The 17,186-nt window shown below is 37.6% G+C and carries 14 protein-coding genes; all 14 read right to left on the reverse strand.

From position 1 onward, the window contains the following. Positions 1-145: 145 nt before the first annotated feature. The 14 genes from CVV21_05445 to CVV21_05510 all read right to left on the reverse strand — a co-directional run bounded on the left by CVV21_05445 (position 146) and on the right by CVV21_05510 (position 17,186). The gene (locus tag CVV21_05445; GenBank protein PKL92195.1) at positions 146-1,945 is read right to left on the reverse strand and encodes a hypothetical protein; all 1,800 of its coding nucleotides are present in this window, start codon (positions 1,943-1,945) and stop codon (positions 146-148) included. A 204-nt stretch (positions 1,946-2,149) separates the two neighbouring features. Next, complete coding sequence (locus CVV21_05450; protein ID PKL92196.1) at positions 2,150-2,770, reverse strand: hypothetical protein; 621 nt, start codon at positions 2,768-2,770, stop codon at positions 2,150-2,152. 138 nt (positions 2,771-2,908) lie between these two features. After that, a complete protein-coding gene (locus CVV21_05455) occupies positions 2,909-4,147 on the reverse strand; it encodes a hypothetical protein (GenBank protein ID PKL92197.1) in 1,239 nt (412 codons plus the stop codon). Then, on the reverse strand, positions 4,144-4,980 hold the full coding sequence (locus CVV21_05460; GenBank protein ID PKL92198.1) for a hypothetical protein: 837 nt from the start codon (positions 4,978-4,980) through the stop codon (positions 4,144-4,146). The genes CVV21_05455 and CVV21_05460 overlap by 4 nt, the downstream gene beginning before the upstream one ends. A gap of 119 nt (positions 4,981-5,099) precedes the next feature. Next, on the reverse strand, positions 5,100-5,864 hold the full coding sequence (locus CVV21_05465) for a hypothetical protein (protein ID PKL92199.1): 765 nt from the start codon (positions 5,862-5,864) through the stop codon (positions 5,100-5,102). A 12-nt stretch (positions 5,865-5,876) separates the two neighbouring features. Continuing rightward, on the reverse strand, positions 5,877-7,244 hold the full coding sequence (locus CVV21_05470; GenBank protein PKL92200.1) for a hypothetical protein: 1,368 nt from the start codon (positions 7,242-7,244) through the stop codon (positions 5,877-5,879). After that, the gene (locus CVV21_05475; protein PKL92201.1) at positions 7,241-8,878 is read right to left on the reverse strand and encodes a hypothetical protein; all 1,638 of its coding nucleotides are present in this window, start codon (positions 8,876-8,878) and stop codon (positions 7,241-7,243) included. The genes CVV21_05470 and CVV21_05475 overlap by 4 nt, the downstream gene beginning before the upstream one ends. 177 nt (positions 8,879-9,055) lie before the next feature. Beyond that, positions 9,056-10,171: a hypothetical protein gene (locus CVV21_05480; GenBank protein ID PKL92202.1), complete on the reverse strand. Its 1,116-nt coding sequence runs from the start codon at positions 10,169-10,171 to the stop codon at positions 9,056-9,058. Next, positions 10,171-11,382 carry a DNA (cytosine-5-)-methyltransferase gene (locus CVV21_05485; GenBank protein ID PKL92203.1) on the reverse strand — a complete coding sequence of 404 codons (1,212 nt, stop codon included), beginning with the start codon at positions 11,380-11,382 and terminating at the stop codon, positions 10,171-10,173. The genes CVV21_05480 and CVV21_05485 overlap by 1 nt, the downstream gene beginning before the upstream one ends. Further along, positions 11,351-11,794: a very short patch repair endonuclease gene (locus CVV21_05490; GenBank protein ID PKL92204.1), complete on the reverse strand. Its 444-nt coding sequence runs from the start codon at positions 11,792-11,794 to the stop codon at positions 11,351-11,353. The genes CVV21_05485 and CVV21_05490 overlap by 32 nt, the downstream gene beginning before the upstream one ends. 10 nt (positions 11,795-11,804) lie before the next feature. Continuing rightward, the gene (locus CVV21_05495; GenBank protein ID PKL92205.1) at positions 11,805-13,469 is read right to left on the reverse strand and encodes a hypothetical protein; all 1,665 of its coding nucleotides are present in this window, start codon (positions 13,467-13,469) and stop codon (positions 11,805-11,807) included. Between the two features lie 367 nt (positions 13,470-13,836). Next, positions 13,837-14,574 (reverse strand): hypothetical protein, encoded by a 738-nt coding sequence (locus tag CVV21_05500; GenBank protein ID PKL92206.1) that lies wholly within the window; start codon positions 14,572-14,574, stop codon positions 13,837-13,839. Positions 14,575-14,887: 313 nt separating this feature from the next. Beyond that, positions 14,888-16,111 carry a hypothetical protein gene (locus CVV21_05505; GenBank protein ID PKL92207.1) on the reverse strand — a complete coding sequence of 408 codons (1,224 nt, stop codon included), beginning with the start codon at positions 16,109-16,111 and terminating at the stop codon, positions 14,888-14,890. A gap of 1 nt (position 16,112) precedes the next feature. Further along, positions 16,113-17,186: a hypothetical protein gene (locus CVV21_05510; protein ID PKL92208.1), complete on the reverse strand. Its 1,074-nt coding sequence runs from the start codon at positions 17,184-17,186 to the stop codon at positions 16,113-16,115.

Consider the following 17,186-nt stretch of genomic DNA (forward strand, 5'->3'; position numbering starts at 1 on the left):
TATTACAGAATATAAACAAATTACTTATTTTCTTTAAGCACTTTATTTACCATAATATCAGATACTTTTCCGGTTCTTCATAGGCGCACATATGGGCGAAGTTTTATATAATATTTATATATTCCCCCGCTTTTTTGGCTGTTATTTATTCTTCAGTTGCAAATCCGCCGCCTTCAGTAACTTGAATTACCGTAGTTGCTAAAAGTCCCCATAGAATTACCGGTCCAAATGTAGAAAAAGCCAGCAATTTAACAGCCATGCGTTCGCCGCTTACTCCCAAAATATGAACACAAGCCTTTTTTAAATATTCTGATGATATTTTACCTCTAAGATAAGCCACAACAAAAGGCCAGAGCGAAACAGTCAAAGCAACCGCAGCACCCGCTCCTACAACCTTACCGCCATCAAAGTCCTGATGAGTTTTTGACTGATGTAATAACTTATCAAAATTTTCCTCAGTAACATTTGTAACATATTCATTACTGATACCCGACGAACTGACCATATCATGTTCTTTAAAATAGTTATCATATACTTCATTTGTTGTTATTACCTCATCACTTGGATATTTGGACAATGCTTTTTCTATCAGTTCCGGACTGTCAGTTGCCTTTAAAGATACAGCCAGTCTTTCATGAGTATCAGAGTTTTCAAAAATAATGTCCGTTGATGGATGCGATTCATTTTCAAATAATTTTGCCACCCACCTGTCGCCGTCTGTGTTTTCGGCTTTTTCAACCATGTGTTCAAACATTTTACCCTTTATCATGGTTATTACGCCTTGCATCTGCTCTTCATCATAATTCTGCATATGTTCTGCAATTTCTTCAACTTCAGCATTTTTTAATTTTGAAAACCTTTCTCTGATTGCATCCAGAAACATTTCCCCCATAGGCCCTTCAAGTTTGTCATAATCTCTTGTTTTTAAAGCGACCATAGCAATTGATGTATAAACATTGTCCCTGATTACTGGTGTTTTCACCACAACTTCCCCGGTGTAATATTCTCTCATTCTTTTAACTACGATTAAAATATTGTTTTTTGTCATAAGTTTGGAGAATTTATTTATCTGGTAAGATACTATCTTTTTAGTTTCTTTAGAAACTTCAACAAGAGCAGAAAAAGGAACAGAAAAACTGCCTTTTTTCTTAACTTCCTTAAACCCAACCCAGAATATAACACCCACGAATGTAGTTACAACTAATTCAGCAAAGATTAAAGGATTAACCATGGGAATTACAGAGAAAAGAGAAAAAAATAATGATAATAACTGCTTAAATACCATAAGAACTGTCAGTAATATCCCGGAAATTAATCCAAAATATTTAAATACATCCTTTGGCTCATCAATCTTGACTCCAACGTACCGCCCTATTGAATAAGCCATATAAGCTTCAAGCGCAATACTAACGGCAACTCCTATTCCCATTTTACCGGGTAACCCTGCCAAAACCGCATTAACAACTGCAGTCTGTGTTATTATTGCCCTTATCCCGTCATCAGATGATGCCTTTCTTAAAAACATTACCCGGAAAGGTTCAAATATATAATCTCTAATCCGTTCTACAGAAAACAAAACCATTGTCTTTTTTAGCGCACTATCAACTTCCGGATTGCCGTCATTTAAATTCTTATACCTGTTAATGCGCTCTTTCATTAAATCATCATTAATACTATCCTTATCCGTTATGTCGGTCGTATTTAACTCTACATTTGCCTTAATCGTATCTTTATCTGTTTTATAGCTTAATTTACTGTGCTTGGAGTTTTTATTTTCAAGGTTTGCGGAACTATTATTTTTTAAATCTTCAGAATTATAATCTCTTGTGCCTTTGCAGTTGGGATATTTTTTGCACCCATAAAACTGTTTGCCTGCACTTTTCCCTTTTCTCGCCGTACGAAGCACCATTTCGTTGCTACATATGGGACACTTAGGTGTATCCATAATCCCTCCCGCCGAGTGTAGTCTGCCAACTTAACACACTAAGTTTTCTTAATAACAAATAGTAAATATTGCTACTGCATTCTTTTATATCGATTTTTATTATAATCCTTATTCAGTTATATGGTCAACGCATTTTCATTGAAACTTATCACTGTAATAAGTTGTTATACCGTTGTCTTGCAGGTAATAAAATATTTGTAAGACTTAAACGCTAACACTTTCCATAGAATACTTTATTTCGCACAGGTTAATGTCAACACCGTTTGCTTTAAGCAACGACAAAAGCTTACTTGCCAGATTATAATCACCATTACTGCTGTTCTTTCTTTGGGATTCTTCATAATAAACCGCATCAGCCACAATCACCGGTTTAAAGTTAAAAGTCTTTGCCGGAAAAATATTATCTGCATTTGAAACCATATAGCAGTAATATCCTGCAATCTGGCAGATGGCTTTTGTTAGGTCGTCTTTTGACGCATATTTAAGTTCATACAGGTAAATGTCATTACCATTTTTGCCAATCAGGTCTATATGTCCCGCACCTGATTTCTTTCCAACCGGGAATTCTCTGCACACTATGTCAATCCCGTTTAACTGTCCGCTTTCACATATAAACCGCTGAAGCTGAAGTTCGCGTGTGGAAGCAAGGGGTATTCTTGGAAATTTGGCGACTTCAGGCATGGAATAATATCCAATTTTAGCGCATGCCTCCTTTGTGTTTTCAATTACATCAGCAATTAATTTAGCATCAGCATTGTTGAGAATTGTCCTTCGTGTCTTAGAATCCGCCTTTTCAAGTTGCTTGAATATTTTTATATCACTCATTTCCGTTCCTCCCGATTCTCTTTAATATCCTGTTAAAATATAACTTCTTCTACGTTTATATTAGCAATTCATATGCCACGGAAATATGGGATAAAATAAGGGGATTTTAGAGAGGAGTGTCAAAAAGTGACAGTAAAATTATAGTTTAGTTTCCTCTTTATCGGCTAATTTCAGAACCTTGTGTTTTTTAAAAATATCCGCATATTTGCAGGGGTTATTAGTATGAATTGGGATAATTACACCCGGTTTCAACTTATCAGCCAGTTTCTTCAGGGCTGCTACATCCGCATGCCCGGATGCATGGATTTTACACATTTCGACATTTTTCCCCGCCCAATAGTTATTTTCCTGCTTTAGATACCCTTCCCACATCGACCAAATTACCCTTGAGCCTTCCAACTTCTTCTTGAACGCTTCCCTGACATGATGGTGGTCGATTATTACGTACTGCTCAGGGTTTTCTAAAATTTCTTTAACCGATATTTTATTCTTACCGAATTTATATATCTTATAATCTTTAAAAATTACCTTTGAGTGATTGCTATTTTTTACACAATAAACCTTAATATTATTTGCGTTATATTTAGGCATGCTTATAGGCCATTTTTCAAGTATGTATGCCTGATATGGATCGATAATAAACGTCTTGCGAGTTTTAACACAGGCTCTATAAATACTCCTGAACCTTCCGATATTCTGACTGCTGAACGAAATAAAAGTCAGCCCTTTATGTTCTTTCTGTAGTTCTTTAACAAGATCATCTTCCACGTTTTCTTCGGTACGGTTCTGCCTTTCAGTCCCCCCTATCATCGTTCCTTCAAGCAGCAGTGCATCTACCTGCTCGTTAACTCCTTTTAACAAGTTCTCAAACACCCAATTTCTCTGCCCATTCGCCCTGAAGTCACCCGAATACACCAGCGTTTTCCCGCCTGCCTTAACTTTAAAAGCCATAGAATCATAAGCAGAGTGGTCTACGCTATAAGCTGTTATCTCGAAAGGCCCGATAATAAATACTTGTTTATCTTTTATCATTCTAAAACGGCTTTCACTAATCTTGAATTTTTCCAGCATTTCAGAAATAAGAGTTAGGTCAATGCTCCCTTTACTTGCGTATACAGGAATGCTCTCTGCCGAATAGGCAATCAGGCCGTAGTGGTCCTGGTGCGAGTGGCTTAATAGAATTGCATCTATATAGGGTTGTTTGTATAATCCTGGTTCGTCTGGCAGCATTTCTCGTGCTTTACGTTTGTCAAAATTCTTACCGTCTTTATCATATAGCGGTAAACCCATGTCAATTATGATAGCGTGGCCGTCGTGAGAAATCTTTACGCAGCTCCCGCCGATTTCCAAAGAGCCGCGAAGAATGGATAGTTTCATTTTCGATCCTGTATTTTCAATCCAAAATCCTCAGCTAATTCTTTTCTGCTTATTTTTGATGGTTTTCCTTTCAAATATTTGTTAGTCAGTAAATCATTCCTATCTTTCATGATTTTTATCAATCCATTCTTGTCATCTTTTATAAAAACTTCACTAAACTTGAATTTAAGATGCTCCACATTATAATCTTTTGATAACTGCAACACTTTAAGTAGGTTCTTTTCTATTTCTTTAGATCTTTTCTTATAACTATCAATTCCTTGACAATCATAATATTCAGCCGGTGCGATAACTTCAATTTGAAACTTATTACATTTTGGTGCCCATCTATCATCTTTGTCTTTTTCTTTTTCTCTCATAATTAGATAAATCATAAAATTCGTAATTATTTCAATAACTGCAAATATTAAAGTATCCGCACCTTTCCATTCTTTTACTTCCGCAAGTTTAAGAACGTTTTTATGCTTTTTTGCCAGATCAATAGAAAATTTACCACCCGATTTACTACTATTATTGTATCCGGATAACAGATTTAGTTCAGTTGTCCAATTTTTTAGCAATCCAATTAATCTTACAAGAGGGACTTCTAATTTATTCCTATTTGAATATTTATCAATTGTATTGTCTTTCAAAGGCACAAAACCCCTAAGTTTTCCTCTTTGACTGCTTTCCTTAAAACTTTTACTTTTAACCTCTTCTTCTAAAATTTTTAGTATGTTTATTAGATTATCTTCGTTGATCTTTTTTAATTCAGATATATTATCCTTTTTGTTTTTGACATCTATTCCTGTCCTTTTCTTTATCTCTTTGTTAATTGTTTCTCTAATTCCCATTTTAACCACCTGCTCTATATTTTTTTTACTTGGTTTTTCAGCACGATTGTCTTCAAACCCTAAAAGAATTGCCAAACGTATGTATATATTTCATCGTCTTCTACTTTAACTCGCTTTTTTCATACCCCCAGTACAAGCTGGCCTTTGGTGTGTTTGTTTAATATCTTTATTATCTCACCGTCGCTGGTTAAATCATAGACGGTTTTGTCGTCGTAGTTTATTACGGTCATATCGGCGCCGTGCCTTAGCAGGGTCATGATTATCCGGATGCGGCCGAGCCTGATTGATTTTATGTGTTTATCTTTTTCACTTCTGCCTTTTAACATGTTAAATTCAAACCTTCTGTATAAAAACTTTTTATACTGATCACTGACCACCCTCATCAGCGGGGTGTTGTTGTCGTGGTTTCTTTTATTCACATCAGCGCCGTTTTTTATCAATAACCTTACAGACCTGTAATCTAAATCTGAACACGCGGATTCAACGGAAATATCCGCGGCATTAACCCCGGCATCAAGCGCCATCTTTACATCCGGGTATCCAAACCAGTTTATCAACTGTCTTTCACATGAAGATTTGGGTGAAATTCCCAAATTGTGTATTATCATCATATTATAATAGTCGCAGACTTCCGCCATAACGTCAAAGATACTGCGGCTGCTGTCCGCAGTTGCATACGCATCTGCCCCGTTATCCACCAGCAGTTTTATCATATCTGCCATTACCGGCCCGCAGTGTTCATACGCGACATGCGCAAGGGGTTCTGCTGTATGGTCGTAAGCAGCAGGATTCGCGCCGGCTTTAATAAGGCCTGCGGCAATCTGTAAGTTACCCCTTTGTACCGCATCTAAAAGATGCATGTTTAAAAACGTATTTTCAACCATACGCATCTGCCTTTACAGTTTTATTGTCTTTCCTCTTTCAAGCATCACCACATCACCGTGCATTTTTTTAAAGGCGTCCGGGTTTTCGGTGTGGACCGGGATAATCCGCTTTGCCGACACGCCGTCTATCATCTTTTTAACCCCTGCGTGGTCTGCGTGGCCGGAACAGTGAATTTGGGCTAACTTCATCCCAAAGTGGTCAAGCCAGTTATTAAGGCAGTCGCGGTATTCTTCGTTGCCTTCGCCTTCAATGTAATGTTCGGACATGGAATATACAAAAGTACCTTTGCCCGGCTGTATGTCAATAAGCTGCGACAGTTCGGACGCGGACATGAACATTACCGTGTCCTTTAAGTTTTTCTTTACCCACTTATAATCCACGGTTCTTTCAAGGTATGGCTTGGCGTAGATGTAAGAACGCTTGTCTTCTGCGGCTATGTCGCCGTCTTTGTTGAAGATTTTTATGTTGGGATTGCCGATAATATCCGGCATGCCTTCTACTATGTGTTTGGCGTTGTCCACCGCGTACCCAAACCCCGCATTGCACACCAGCACTTTTCCTGCGCGCTTTGCCGCATTACACAGGCTGCGCACCCTGTCTAAATTACGAAACGAGAAATTAAAGCAGGTAAGCCCCTGTGACTTTTTCATGGTTTCGCAGAATTCATTTTCTACGTCAGATTCGGTCATTTTTTTCTTAAACACAGCGTCATCAGATGCGCGCACCCTTGTGCCTTCGGTTATAAGGTAATCTGCCCCGGCTTTTTTTGCGGCCCTTATAAAATCTTCTGTCATTTCCGGTTTAAAACCGTGAAAGCGGTAGTCCCCGGAATAGGCAATTGTGCCTTCGGGGGTTTTAATAATAAAACCATACGCGCCGGGGACTGAATGGTCCACATGGACAGGCGTTATTTCAATATCTTTTATCTGAAAACTTTTCCCCGATTTAAACTCCACCACATTGCCGTTGTCTTCTGATTTAAAAGAGGGATATATAGTATTAAACGTGTCATTAATTTTTTTGGAGCCGTGCCCCATATATACTGGAATTAAAGGGTCCACATCTGCCACATCGCCAAAATGGTCGCAGTGGATATGGGAGATTAGAATTGCGTCGTAGGCGGGCTTTTTGTATTTTAGGTCTGTGTAATACAGCGCTTCTTTGCTGTAAATGCCTTCTAACTTTGGCACAATGCCAAATTCAAAGTAATCGCGCAGCCCTAACTTGCCGCGCGGGTTTACAAATTCCAGCCCGCTGTAAATGCCTTCGCCGCGGTCAAACGGAATGCCAAAATCCAGAAATATCTTTGTCTTTCCCGCTTCTAAAAGTATCTTATTGCCGCCTATTTCGTTTGCCCCGCCAAATGGTGTTATTCTCATTCTTCATCTCCTGCTGTTTCATCTTTTATGTCGTAATCTTTCATCTTCTTTTTAAGTGTGTTAAGCACCATACCTATCGCTTCCGCTGCCTTTTTCTTTTTGCCCTTAAATATCCTAAGCGCCTTTCTTATTGCCGCTTCTTCTGCCTGGGCTATTGTGGTAATTGTGGTGTCATCGCACCCAATTTCACGCACGGGGGCAAGTTCCATGTCTTCGCAGCGTTCTTCATCCAGCAGTTTTTTTAAGTCTTCGCCTGTGGCGTCAAAAATTATGCATCTGTATATAAACTTGTGCAGCTGCCTTACGTTGCCCGGCCAGTCATAACTTTCAAGGGTTTCAAAATCTTTTTTGCCAAGGGTGAAGTCTTTAACCTGTTCTTTCTGTTTAAGGTTGTAAGTGATGCTTACCGCAAGCTGCTTTATGTCTTCTTTGCGTTCGCGCAGGGGCGGCAGCCTTAAAGTGACGCCGGACAAGCGGTAATATAAATCTTCGCGGAATTTTCTTTCTTTAATCATCTTTTTTATGTTGGCATTAGTGGCGGCAATAACGCGCACATCCGCAGAATGAGCTTTGCCGTCAAAGCCAAGCGGCCAGTACTGAAAGTCCTGCAGGAATCTTAACAGCTTGCTTTGAATTTCCAGGGGCATTTCTGTTATTTCATCCAGAAATAATGTTCCGCCTTCTGCCTGTTTAATTACGCCTTCCCTGCTTTTATCCGCCCCGGTAAACGCGCCTTTTTCATGGCCAAACAGAGTGCTTTCCATAAGGTCGTGGTTAATTGCCGCGCAGTTTACCGCCACAAACTTGTCCTGTCGCCTTTTGCTGGCTTCACTTACCATTCTTGCAAGAAATTCTTTTCCGGTACCTGTTTCACCCACAATTAAAACCGGGGTTTCAAACCCGCCCACAATTTTCGCTTTTTTTCTTATTATCGCCAGCGCCTTACTGTCGCCGGTTAACATGTATTCGCTGGTTTCATATTTTTTAGCGCGGTTAATTTCTTCGGGAGTAGCGCTGTCAAAAGCAGTCTTTTTAATCATATCCACAAGCCCCGAAGTATCGCCCACATCCCATTTAAAATACATCTGGTAAGTGTATTCCACAAACTTGCGCCTGCCTTCTGCCTGCGGGTCTTTTGAAGTATATTTTTTCAGTTCAAAACTTTTGTATATTTCATTTATACGCTGAAAATCAGCTTCAGGAATTTCAAAATCTTTTTTTATAAGGTCGGTTATCATGGCGCCATCAATACCTTCACGCGCTTCTTTTATGTAAGGCATAAAGAATTTTACTTCCGGGGATTTAATTTCTATTCTGTCGCCGATAAGATAGAAAGTTACCGCCACCTTTTCTTTTTCAAGAGCAGTAATAGCATCTTTAAGCTGCACCGCATAATCCGCTTTAAGCCGCGAGCCGATGATGTAAATGTTTTCATAATCTTTGCCTAAGTATTTCAGAAGGTCATCGTGAATGCCATCCGCAGCGGTGAATTCAATATCCGCCTCTTTAACCCCCCTTAAAATCATAGCCGAAGCCGTGTAGTACTGATTTTTGTGAACTGTAAGAATTAACCTTTTACCCATTTTTTTCACCTCTGTCTCCTTTTTACCTGCCGTGCAGGTATGTAGTAGCATTTCCTATGCCACAATCCAGGCGGGAATAAAGCTTTATTTAATTGATGTTTAATTATGACAGGGAAAGCGGGTTATGTCAATTATTGACAAGGTGTCAAATACTGACAGGCAGAATTAGTTCTTAGTTATTAGTAGCCTAGAAAAAGAATACGAGAATACAGTAAAAATTTCTATTTATTAACCATTAAACCTTATCTGAAAATTTAAATCTATGTAAAAACCCGAATCATCTTTTACGATGTTTCCAAAATCATAACTTTTATTCTCACTAGTGGAAGGTATATCAAAGTGGGTGTCATTAAAAAGATAATCCTTAAACTCATTCCATTTAAAAAAGTGATAACACAATATCTCTCCATCGTCTTTTACCACAATAAAACCACCAGAAGCATCATAAGATCCATCCCAAGGTTCTGTTGCAGTCATTCCCAGAGCAGATGCCGTTAATAAATTCATTACTTTATTCTTATAAAATGGTCTTCGAGGATCGTTTATTTTTAAGAAGTCATCTGTTTCCATATCTTCAACCAATGTTTTAATTTTCGCTTTACCTTTTTTATAATAAAATATTTTAATTAATTCAGGTAAAATGTATACAAGATCCCCATCCACCATCTTTAAATTTTTCATAAAATTTTCATCTTTATATAAATCGAACTTTAAAGTACATCCCTTTTTATTCAATTCTTCAACCTTTGTTTTAGTACCGGAAATTGCATTTATTGAATCAACATCTTCTTTGGATAATCTTCCTTCAATCCTGAATCTAAGCCCTGAAGCTTCAGCCGCATTAAACAGCGTAGCAGAAGCGCCAACCTTGGATTTTATACTGAAACCAAGTCTGTGTCTGGAACTTGTTACAGAATCCTCTATAGAAAGATCAAGATCGCTTTTATTTTTTCCTTTTTTATCTTTTCTATTTTTTACTGATGTTACCATGCTTTTTGCCAAAAAATCTTTCAGTGTTTCATCTTTAATTTTAATTGGTGGCTTTTCTGTCTTTATTACTTTTAATAATTCTGAAGAAAATTTTACAAATTCAGAGACAGGAATAAAAACAGTCTTTTTTTGCCCTTTAATTTCTACTTGCTTTTTAGATATTATATAATCAACATCAGATTTAGGATCTATCCTGTGAGCAGCCAATACTTTCATAACTTCAGTTGCAAGTTTTTGAAGTTTTACATCCGCTCCATATAATTCACCATCTGCTAATAATTTATAAAGTACATAAATCTCACTCCACTCGCCTTTATTGCCTGTCATCTCTTCATACGACTTCTTTTTAGCCATTATATTTCCTCCACTTTATCAACAATACATCCTGCTACAGCTTTTATCATTGGTACAGGAACCGAATTTCCAAATTGTTTATATGCTTGTGCATCAGCAACAGGTATCTTAAATTTATCCGGATATCCCTGCAATCTGGCCCATTCTCTTGGTGTCATCTTTCTGATACCCTCTCTGTTAACTTCCCCTTTAATCTTAGTAACCGGAGTAAAGTCTTTTAATTTGTAATCCATAACCAAATTACGTTCTCTTCCCATACCCCCGACTACAATTGCATTTGCTATTCCGTCATCAGGTATAATTTCATACCCAAATCCATTACCTTTTGATGCATGTCTTGCTTTATGCGCTTTAAGTGTCTTTAAATACTGAGTTGATAAATAGTATTTTGAAGAAACCACATCTTTTTCTTTGATGTCAGAAAATTTGACTTTCTTACCTGTAGGTGCAGGATATTCAAATTCATTTATTTTTAAATCTTTTCTAAATCCCACTATTACAATACGTTCTCTATTTTGAGGCACGCCATAATTTTTTGCATTTAACACCTTAGGTTCAGGTACATAGTAATTTAATTCATTTCTTAAAACATCCAATATAACTTGTAAAGTTTTACCTTTTTCATGATTTGTAAGTCCTTTTACATTTTCCAATAAGAAAGCTTTCGGTTTTTTTTCTTTAAGTATTCTTGCCACATCAAAGAATAAGGTTCCCCGTATATCTTCAAAACCTTTTCTTTTACCTGCAATACTGAAAGACTGACAAGGAAAACCTGCAACTAAAACATCATGATCCGGTATATTTTTGGCATCAACCTTTGTTATATCTCCGAATGGCATTTCTCCAAAATTTTCTTTATATGTAACCTGCGCTGATTTATCCCACTCCGAAGTAAACACACATTTCCCGCCAAGATTTTGAAATGCTATTCTCATTCCGCCTATACCCGCAAATAAATCAATAAAAGTAAATTTAGGAGTTTCAGGCGGCGGAAAAGGAACATTCATCTTAAACAACTCCGGCTGAAATCCGGGAGGTAAAAATTTTACACCTTCTTTATAATATTCTTCCGCTTCCGTACCGTAAGATTGAAGATAATGTGTGGCATATGCAAATTTTTCGTTTTCTTCTTCAACAAGATAATTTTCAATCTCTTTTATTGCATCAGAATAACTTCTTTTACTTTTTTTCTTTGCAGCCCTTTTTGCCATAATTACACCCTTTTTTCAGAATCAACTCCACACATTTGGATGGATTCTTTTTGATTTGTGAATCCCAGAACCTCTGAACTACCCACCCTTGACTCCTTAACTCTCTGGTTACCTTTCTATCCCTTGCAATATTACCTTCAATTTTTTTCCACCAAAAGTCCCTCTTACTTTTAATGTTAAATCTTCTTTTTTTCCAGTCTTTGCCATGAAAAAACTCACTGTCGCAAAAAACTACCATTTTTAAATCTTTCAGTACAAAATCGGGAGTTCCATATATCGATTTTACGTTTCTATTAAATTTAATTTTTTGCTTTCTTAACTCTATCGCAATCAGCTTTTCAATCAAAGTTCCTTTAGACTTAACCGCTTTCATGCAATTTGACCTTTGTACTTTAGTTAAAATATCTGTCATAACATATGCACTAGTTTATTTTTAGCCCATCATTAAAAAAACTTAATATTTTTGCAATTGTCTTTTTTTTAACTTTTGATGAAATAACATCAAAAGCATTTTTAGTTTTTAAAAAATCTCTAGGCTGTTTTGCATTTTTATACACATCTGATTTCTTATACTCACTATAACACAAATCATATAACTCTTTTACGGGCTCTTTTGGAAGCATATCGATATTATTTAAAAAAGACATTATTCCTTTCATCTTTGTCTGATCTTTAAATAACGAACTTGAATTTTTTATTATCTTCATAATATGAAACCCGGCAGGTCCTGCAATAGATGTCCTTACGATAGTTTTATATTGCCTTCCCGCTTTCATTATTTTTTGCCAAATTAAATAAGGTACAACATATTCAAATTCCGTCTTACTTTCCTTAAATACATCATCAAAATATGTTGAAAATATGTCATCTTCTTTAACAAATGCTTTCCATAAATTATCATAAAAGGCAAGGTTAGCTCTTATCAACTCAGTATTTGTTATCTTAATCATTTTCTTAATTTTTGAATCTTTAATCTTTTTCTGATTGTATTGATTTTTCTTTCTTTCATAATAAAAATTATATGGTTCAAGTTCTCTTTGTAATTTAACTTGATATGGATGATTTGATTTTAAATCTCTTTCACCTACCGGATTTTGTCTATTATTCGCTTCTATAATCCCGTCAATGAGTTGCACATTCTCAGATTCATCCCTAACCTCTACAATACGTGCAATCAAATGTGCATCAGATGGTTTACTATTCCCAATAGTAGTAACTGTTTGACATCCATTTATTATTTGCGGATTATACATTTCTATTATTTTTCTTTTTTCGTCAATGATATCTACTTTTTCGGCTAATATAGTTATACCATTATTATAAAACCAAAATTCGCCAGGATTTTCCTCTAGTGTTTTTTGAATTGCTTTATTAGGTTTGCTTTTTTCAAAAAAAACTCTGACATTTCTAGAAAAAAGATTTTCTTTAAATTGTACGAACATCTTTCGCATAATATTTGTCTCTACATTGCATACATAAGCATTAAATTCAGCATTATCGTTTTTATAATCCATTTTTTCGGAATAGCACAGCTGTACCATCCCAAGTTTGGGATTATTCCCTCTTGTCCATTCTTCATATCTTCTCTCAAGATTTTCAAAAGACACAATAAATATAGAATCGTCCTTATTATAAATTTCTGAATTTTTATTAAACTTATCAGTGGTAATAAAATAACTGTGAATCTCATACCCGTCAATATACGCAACTCTTGCATCTTCTAACTTTTCTTTAAGTTGTTTATGAGCATATTTTTTTATAACCGATAGATCTAAAGAAGAAGATGTTATAAAATCATTAAAAGCTCTTAGTTTAAGTAATTCTTCTTTATTGAAGTTTTTATTACCAAAAGAATCAGAGTATTTTGATTGATAAATTTTTATTGTTTTTGATTTTGTATCAATATGTATTGCATCGCAACCCGCATCATGAGACTTATCTGTTATAATATTTAATATTTCACTATTTCCAAGTGTTTCATTAGCATCAATAAACCAAAATATAAAGGCTTTCGGGACAGGTATTTCATTTTTTCTAGCAATATTTAGTAAATCAGACTTTAATCTTTCTTCCCATTTTTTTTCCATAGTTCCTCCATTATAAAAATTAAAATTTTTATTCGAAATCAATTATCTATGCTTATATTATCCTTATTTTTATTTATAAATTTACTCAGAATATCTAAATTTATAAATACCCTAACTTTTATTAACTTTCAAAGACTGGTAATTTTTATATGACCCTTTATCGCCATTTTATATTTTTAAATTCCTTTTTATTATAAAATCTTAAGAATGCTTCGTCTTCACATTTAAATAGTTGATAACTACTACTATAAAACCCACTTTTTTTAACCTGCATAACTTATGAATAATTACTCTATCGTCCGCTCCCAGTTTCTAATATTTTATACATATTCCCACATATAAACCAACGTTTCAATACCTAATTCTATCACTCCAAAACTCTATATAACACTGAAGATAACGCCGCGAGGTTTTTAGCGGTTTTGGAGAATTTGTTGCGGATATTCACATCCGCACCGGCTTTGATAAGCGCCTGTGCTATTGGCGCCAGGTCTTTTTCTTCTATCCCTTCAAAATACTCCGTATGCAATATTTCCTCCGCTTCCTTGTAAACCGGTAAACCAAAAGACGTATTACAGGTCAATTCCGGGATGAAATACCTTAACGCAAGGTACATAAGCGGGGTAAAGCCGCAGGAATCCTGCGCGTTTGCATCTGCCCCGCGTTTAAGCAGTTTTTTTATTGTCCTAAGCCGGCTTATATAACACGCCTGCATCAACACCGTTGTATTTTCTGCCTTGTGAAATAACCTGCCTGTAGCGTAATATCCCCCCATGTCTTTATACCGCAGGTTTAAATCCGGTTTGTATTTTAGGACTTCTGTTAGTACGGTGTGATCTATATTATTTATTGCAATAAAGACCGCGGTCTTGCCGGTATCATCCCTGTCGTTGATGTTATACCCCATACTGATAAGCGCCTTTATATGATCAAAAAGGCCATTTGCCACCGCATATTCCATTACCCTATAAGAATGACCATCATCCAGTTCAATAATTGTATTATGCATATCGGCGCCTGCTTTAACAAGTTTGTGCGCCCTTTCAAAATCACCATCTTTAAAAGCTGATGCGAATTCGCGGCTTAAGAAAGACATTTTTTTCATCGAAACTCCTTTTTAACATTTATCCAATATACTTATATCCCATATCCCATAAATTAGAACATTAAACAAATCAAGTACCGCGGGCTGAAGACCCGCGTCTACCAATACAGAATACAAAACACGAGGGACGGATGCACGGAGGGTCGGAGGGTCGGAAGTAAAACAAAATATCCAATCCAACCCACCAGACCAACCGAACCCCCCCAAACCAACGAACATCCAGGCCAAAAACGCGCACCCTAAAGGGTTCGGCTACCATTACCAATGCATAACCAAAATAAAACTTCTGTCCCTCCGTGTATCTGTCCCTCTGCTACACCCTTATCCTTACATTCCTCGCTCCTTCAACATCTATTCCTGTGGTCAGGACTAAAATCTGTTCTTTTGGCATTTCTTCTATTTCTTCCACATACCCGTCTGTAAGCGCGACAAAGTTTAGCTTTTTTGACCTGTTATTATCTTCCACTTTTTGCCACCTTTTTATCACACAGTTAATGTCTGTGCCGCCGTACCCGTTCATCACAGTTGGTATTGGCTGGCCTTTTTTTAGCACGTACTGAATTTTGGTATCAAAAAATACCACTTCTTCAAACTGCGGCAGCGCCATAATGTAGCCAAGAAAGTCTTCTGTAAGGTCTTTTGTGGAAGCAGACACGTCCACCGCGGCATAAACCACAAACGCCGGGGTTTTGCGCCGTGGGAAAAAACTGTCACACACCTTTATTCTTCTGTTTGCCCTTGAAAAGTCATAATCTTTTTTTTCAAACTGTTTTTTTAATACATCCTTAAACGGAAAGGATTTTTTAACCGCCTTTAAAAGCCCTTTTACAAAATTTCCCGCGGCGTTGCCGTATTCTTCCGCGCCGTTTAACACGTCTTTAATCATCTGCTTTACCCTGCCGTCCAGGCCGGACACGTCTTCGTCGCATTCTTCCCCGTAAATGTCAATTTCTTCTGTCTTTCCGTTTTTTAACGTCACTATTGCCTTATTGCCCCTGCGCACAACACGTTCTATAAACAACGCCAGTTCTTTATAAATATCATCGGCGTTAATGTTTACAATTCCGTTAAACCCGTCCGGACTTTTATTCTTTTTACCCGTGATGCTGTTTAAAAAATCCATATCAAGCAGCCCTTGCGGGATATCCAGCTTAAAATTATGGGCAAGCATTTCATTTATTACTATGTCTGTGGCAAAATTCCACAAAGTTTTGTCCCTGCCGGCGCTGCGCGACATGGAAGATAATATTATGTGCGACGCTTCGTGCATAAGGACAAACATGCGCTCCTGCATTGTCAAAGACGCCATAAACGCGGGGTTATACTGCAGCATTCCCCTGCCTTTAAAGATACTTACCCCTGCCGTCTGTATGGTGTCTGACTGCTGTTTTTCTAACAGCACAAGCACCGCGCCAAAAATCCGGTAATTGTAGTTTATAAGCAGCCGTTCTATTGGAAGAATTTCATCTGGTGGTAAAATTTCATCCGGCGGCACCAATTTTTCTTTTGAAAGTGTTTTTTCAGCCACTTTTATCACCTTACGCCATTAACAGTTTGTCTGCCCAGCGGTCCATGGGCATACCCGCCACCTTTAACTTAACAAGGGTTTCCGGGTCGTGCTTTACAAGTTCTTCCGCAAAAAGCGCCAGCAGTTCCTGCGGCAGGTTATTGCCGGTTAAAAAGTCGGTGAACCTTTGAAAGACCTCTATTTTTTTAACGCCGGTTTTAAATTTAAGTTTTGCGGCTTCTTTTATAACCGATGCCTGCCTGAAATTGTCCGCCTGTAAAAACCGCACTGTCATTTCTTTATCGCCTTCGGTGACTTTAAGCGCGTCAATGGACGAATTTTCCAGAAAGTCTATGAACTGATTTACGGTTTCTTCTGACAGCAGGGACTTGGCAAACATAACCGCCTGCTTTTTTAAGTGCGGTTTTGACTTTAGATTTTCAAGCCCAAGTTTTTTTATCACCATGTCGTAAAGCGACCAGGCGCGCGGGCATGTCCACGGGGAAAAGGGCTCTGCGCTGTTGGGGCCGCGGTAAAGCTGGTTTGGGTGGTTACGCAGAAAGTTTTCAATTATTTCCGCGGGCCTTTGATACTTTATCCAGTCGTTTATGCCGGGGCGTTTCATTCCAAATATCGCCGCCCTGCCGCCTGTTAACGCGCTGGTTAGTATCTTGGCAAACGTGCCGTCATCGCCCCCCATATTGCCGGAAATCACTATCATTGTCCCGTCCGGAAGTTTAAGCCCGTCTATGGACTTCATCTGCACCACATCTAACACCGCGCCCTGCACAGCTTCATCTGCAAGGGTGAATTCATCAAAATGTAAAAGCGCGCGGCCGTTTTCTTCTATCACCTGTTTCCATATTACAGGCGGCTTCCATTCCATAAACTGCCCGTGCAGGTCCGGCATGCCTTTTATGTCATACGCCTCTAACCTGCCCAGCGACAACGGCATGTATTTTCTGCCAAGTTCTGCGGCTATTTCACGCACGGCAAAACTTTTGCCTATTCCCGGCTCCCCGAAGATCATGACCGCAGGCGGGTTTTCAAATTCATTAAGCCCCCTTATAACGTCCTTAAACTCTTCCGGCGTAAGTTTTTCCAT

The organism is Candidatus Goldiibacteriota bacterium HGW-Goldbacteria-1 (assembly GCA_002839855.1).
Lineage (GTDB): Bacteria > Oederibacteriota > PGYV01 > PGYV01 > PGYV01 > PGYV01.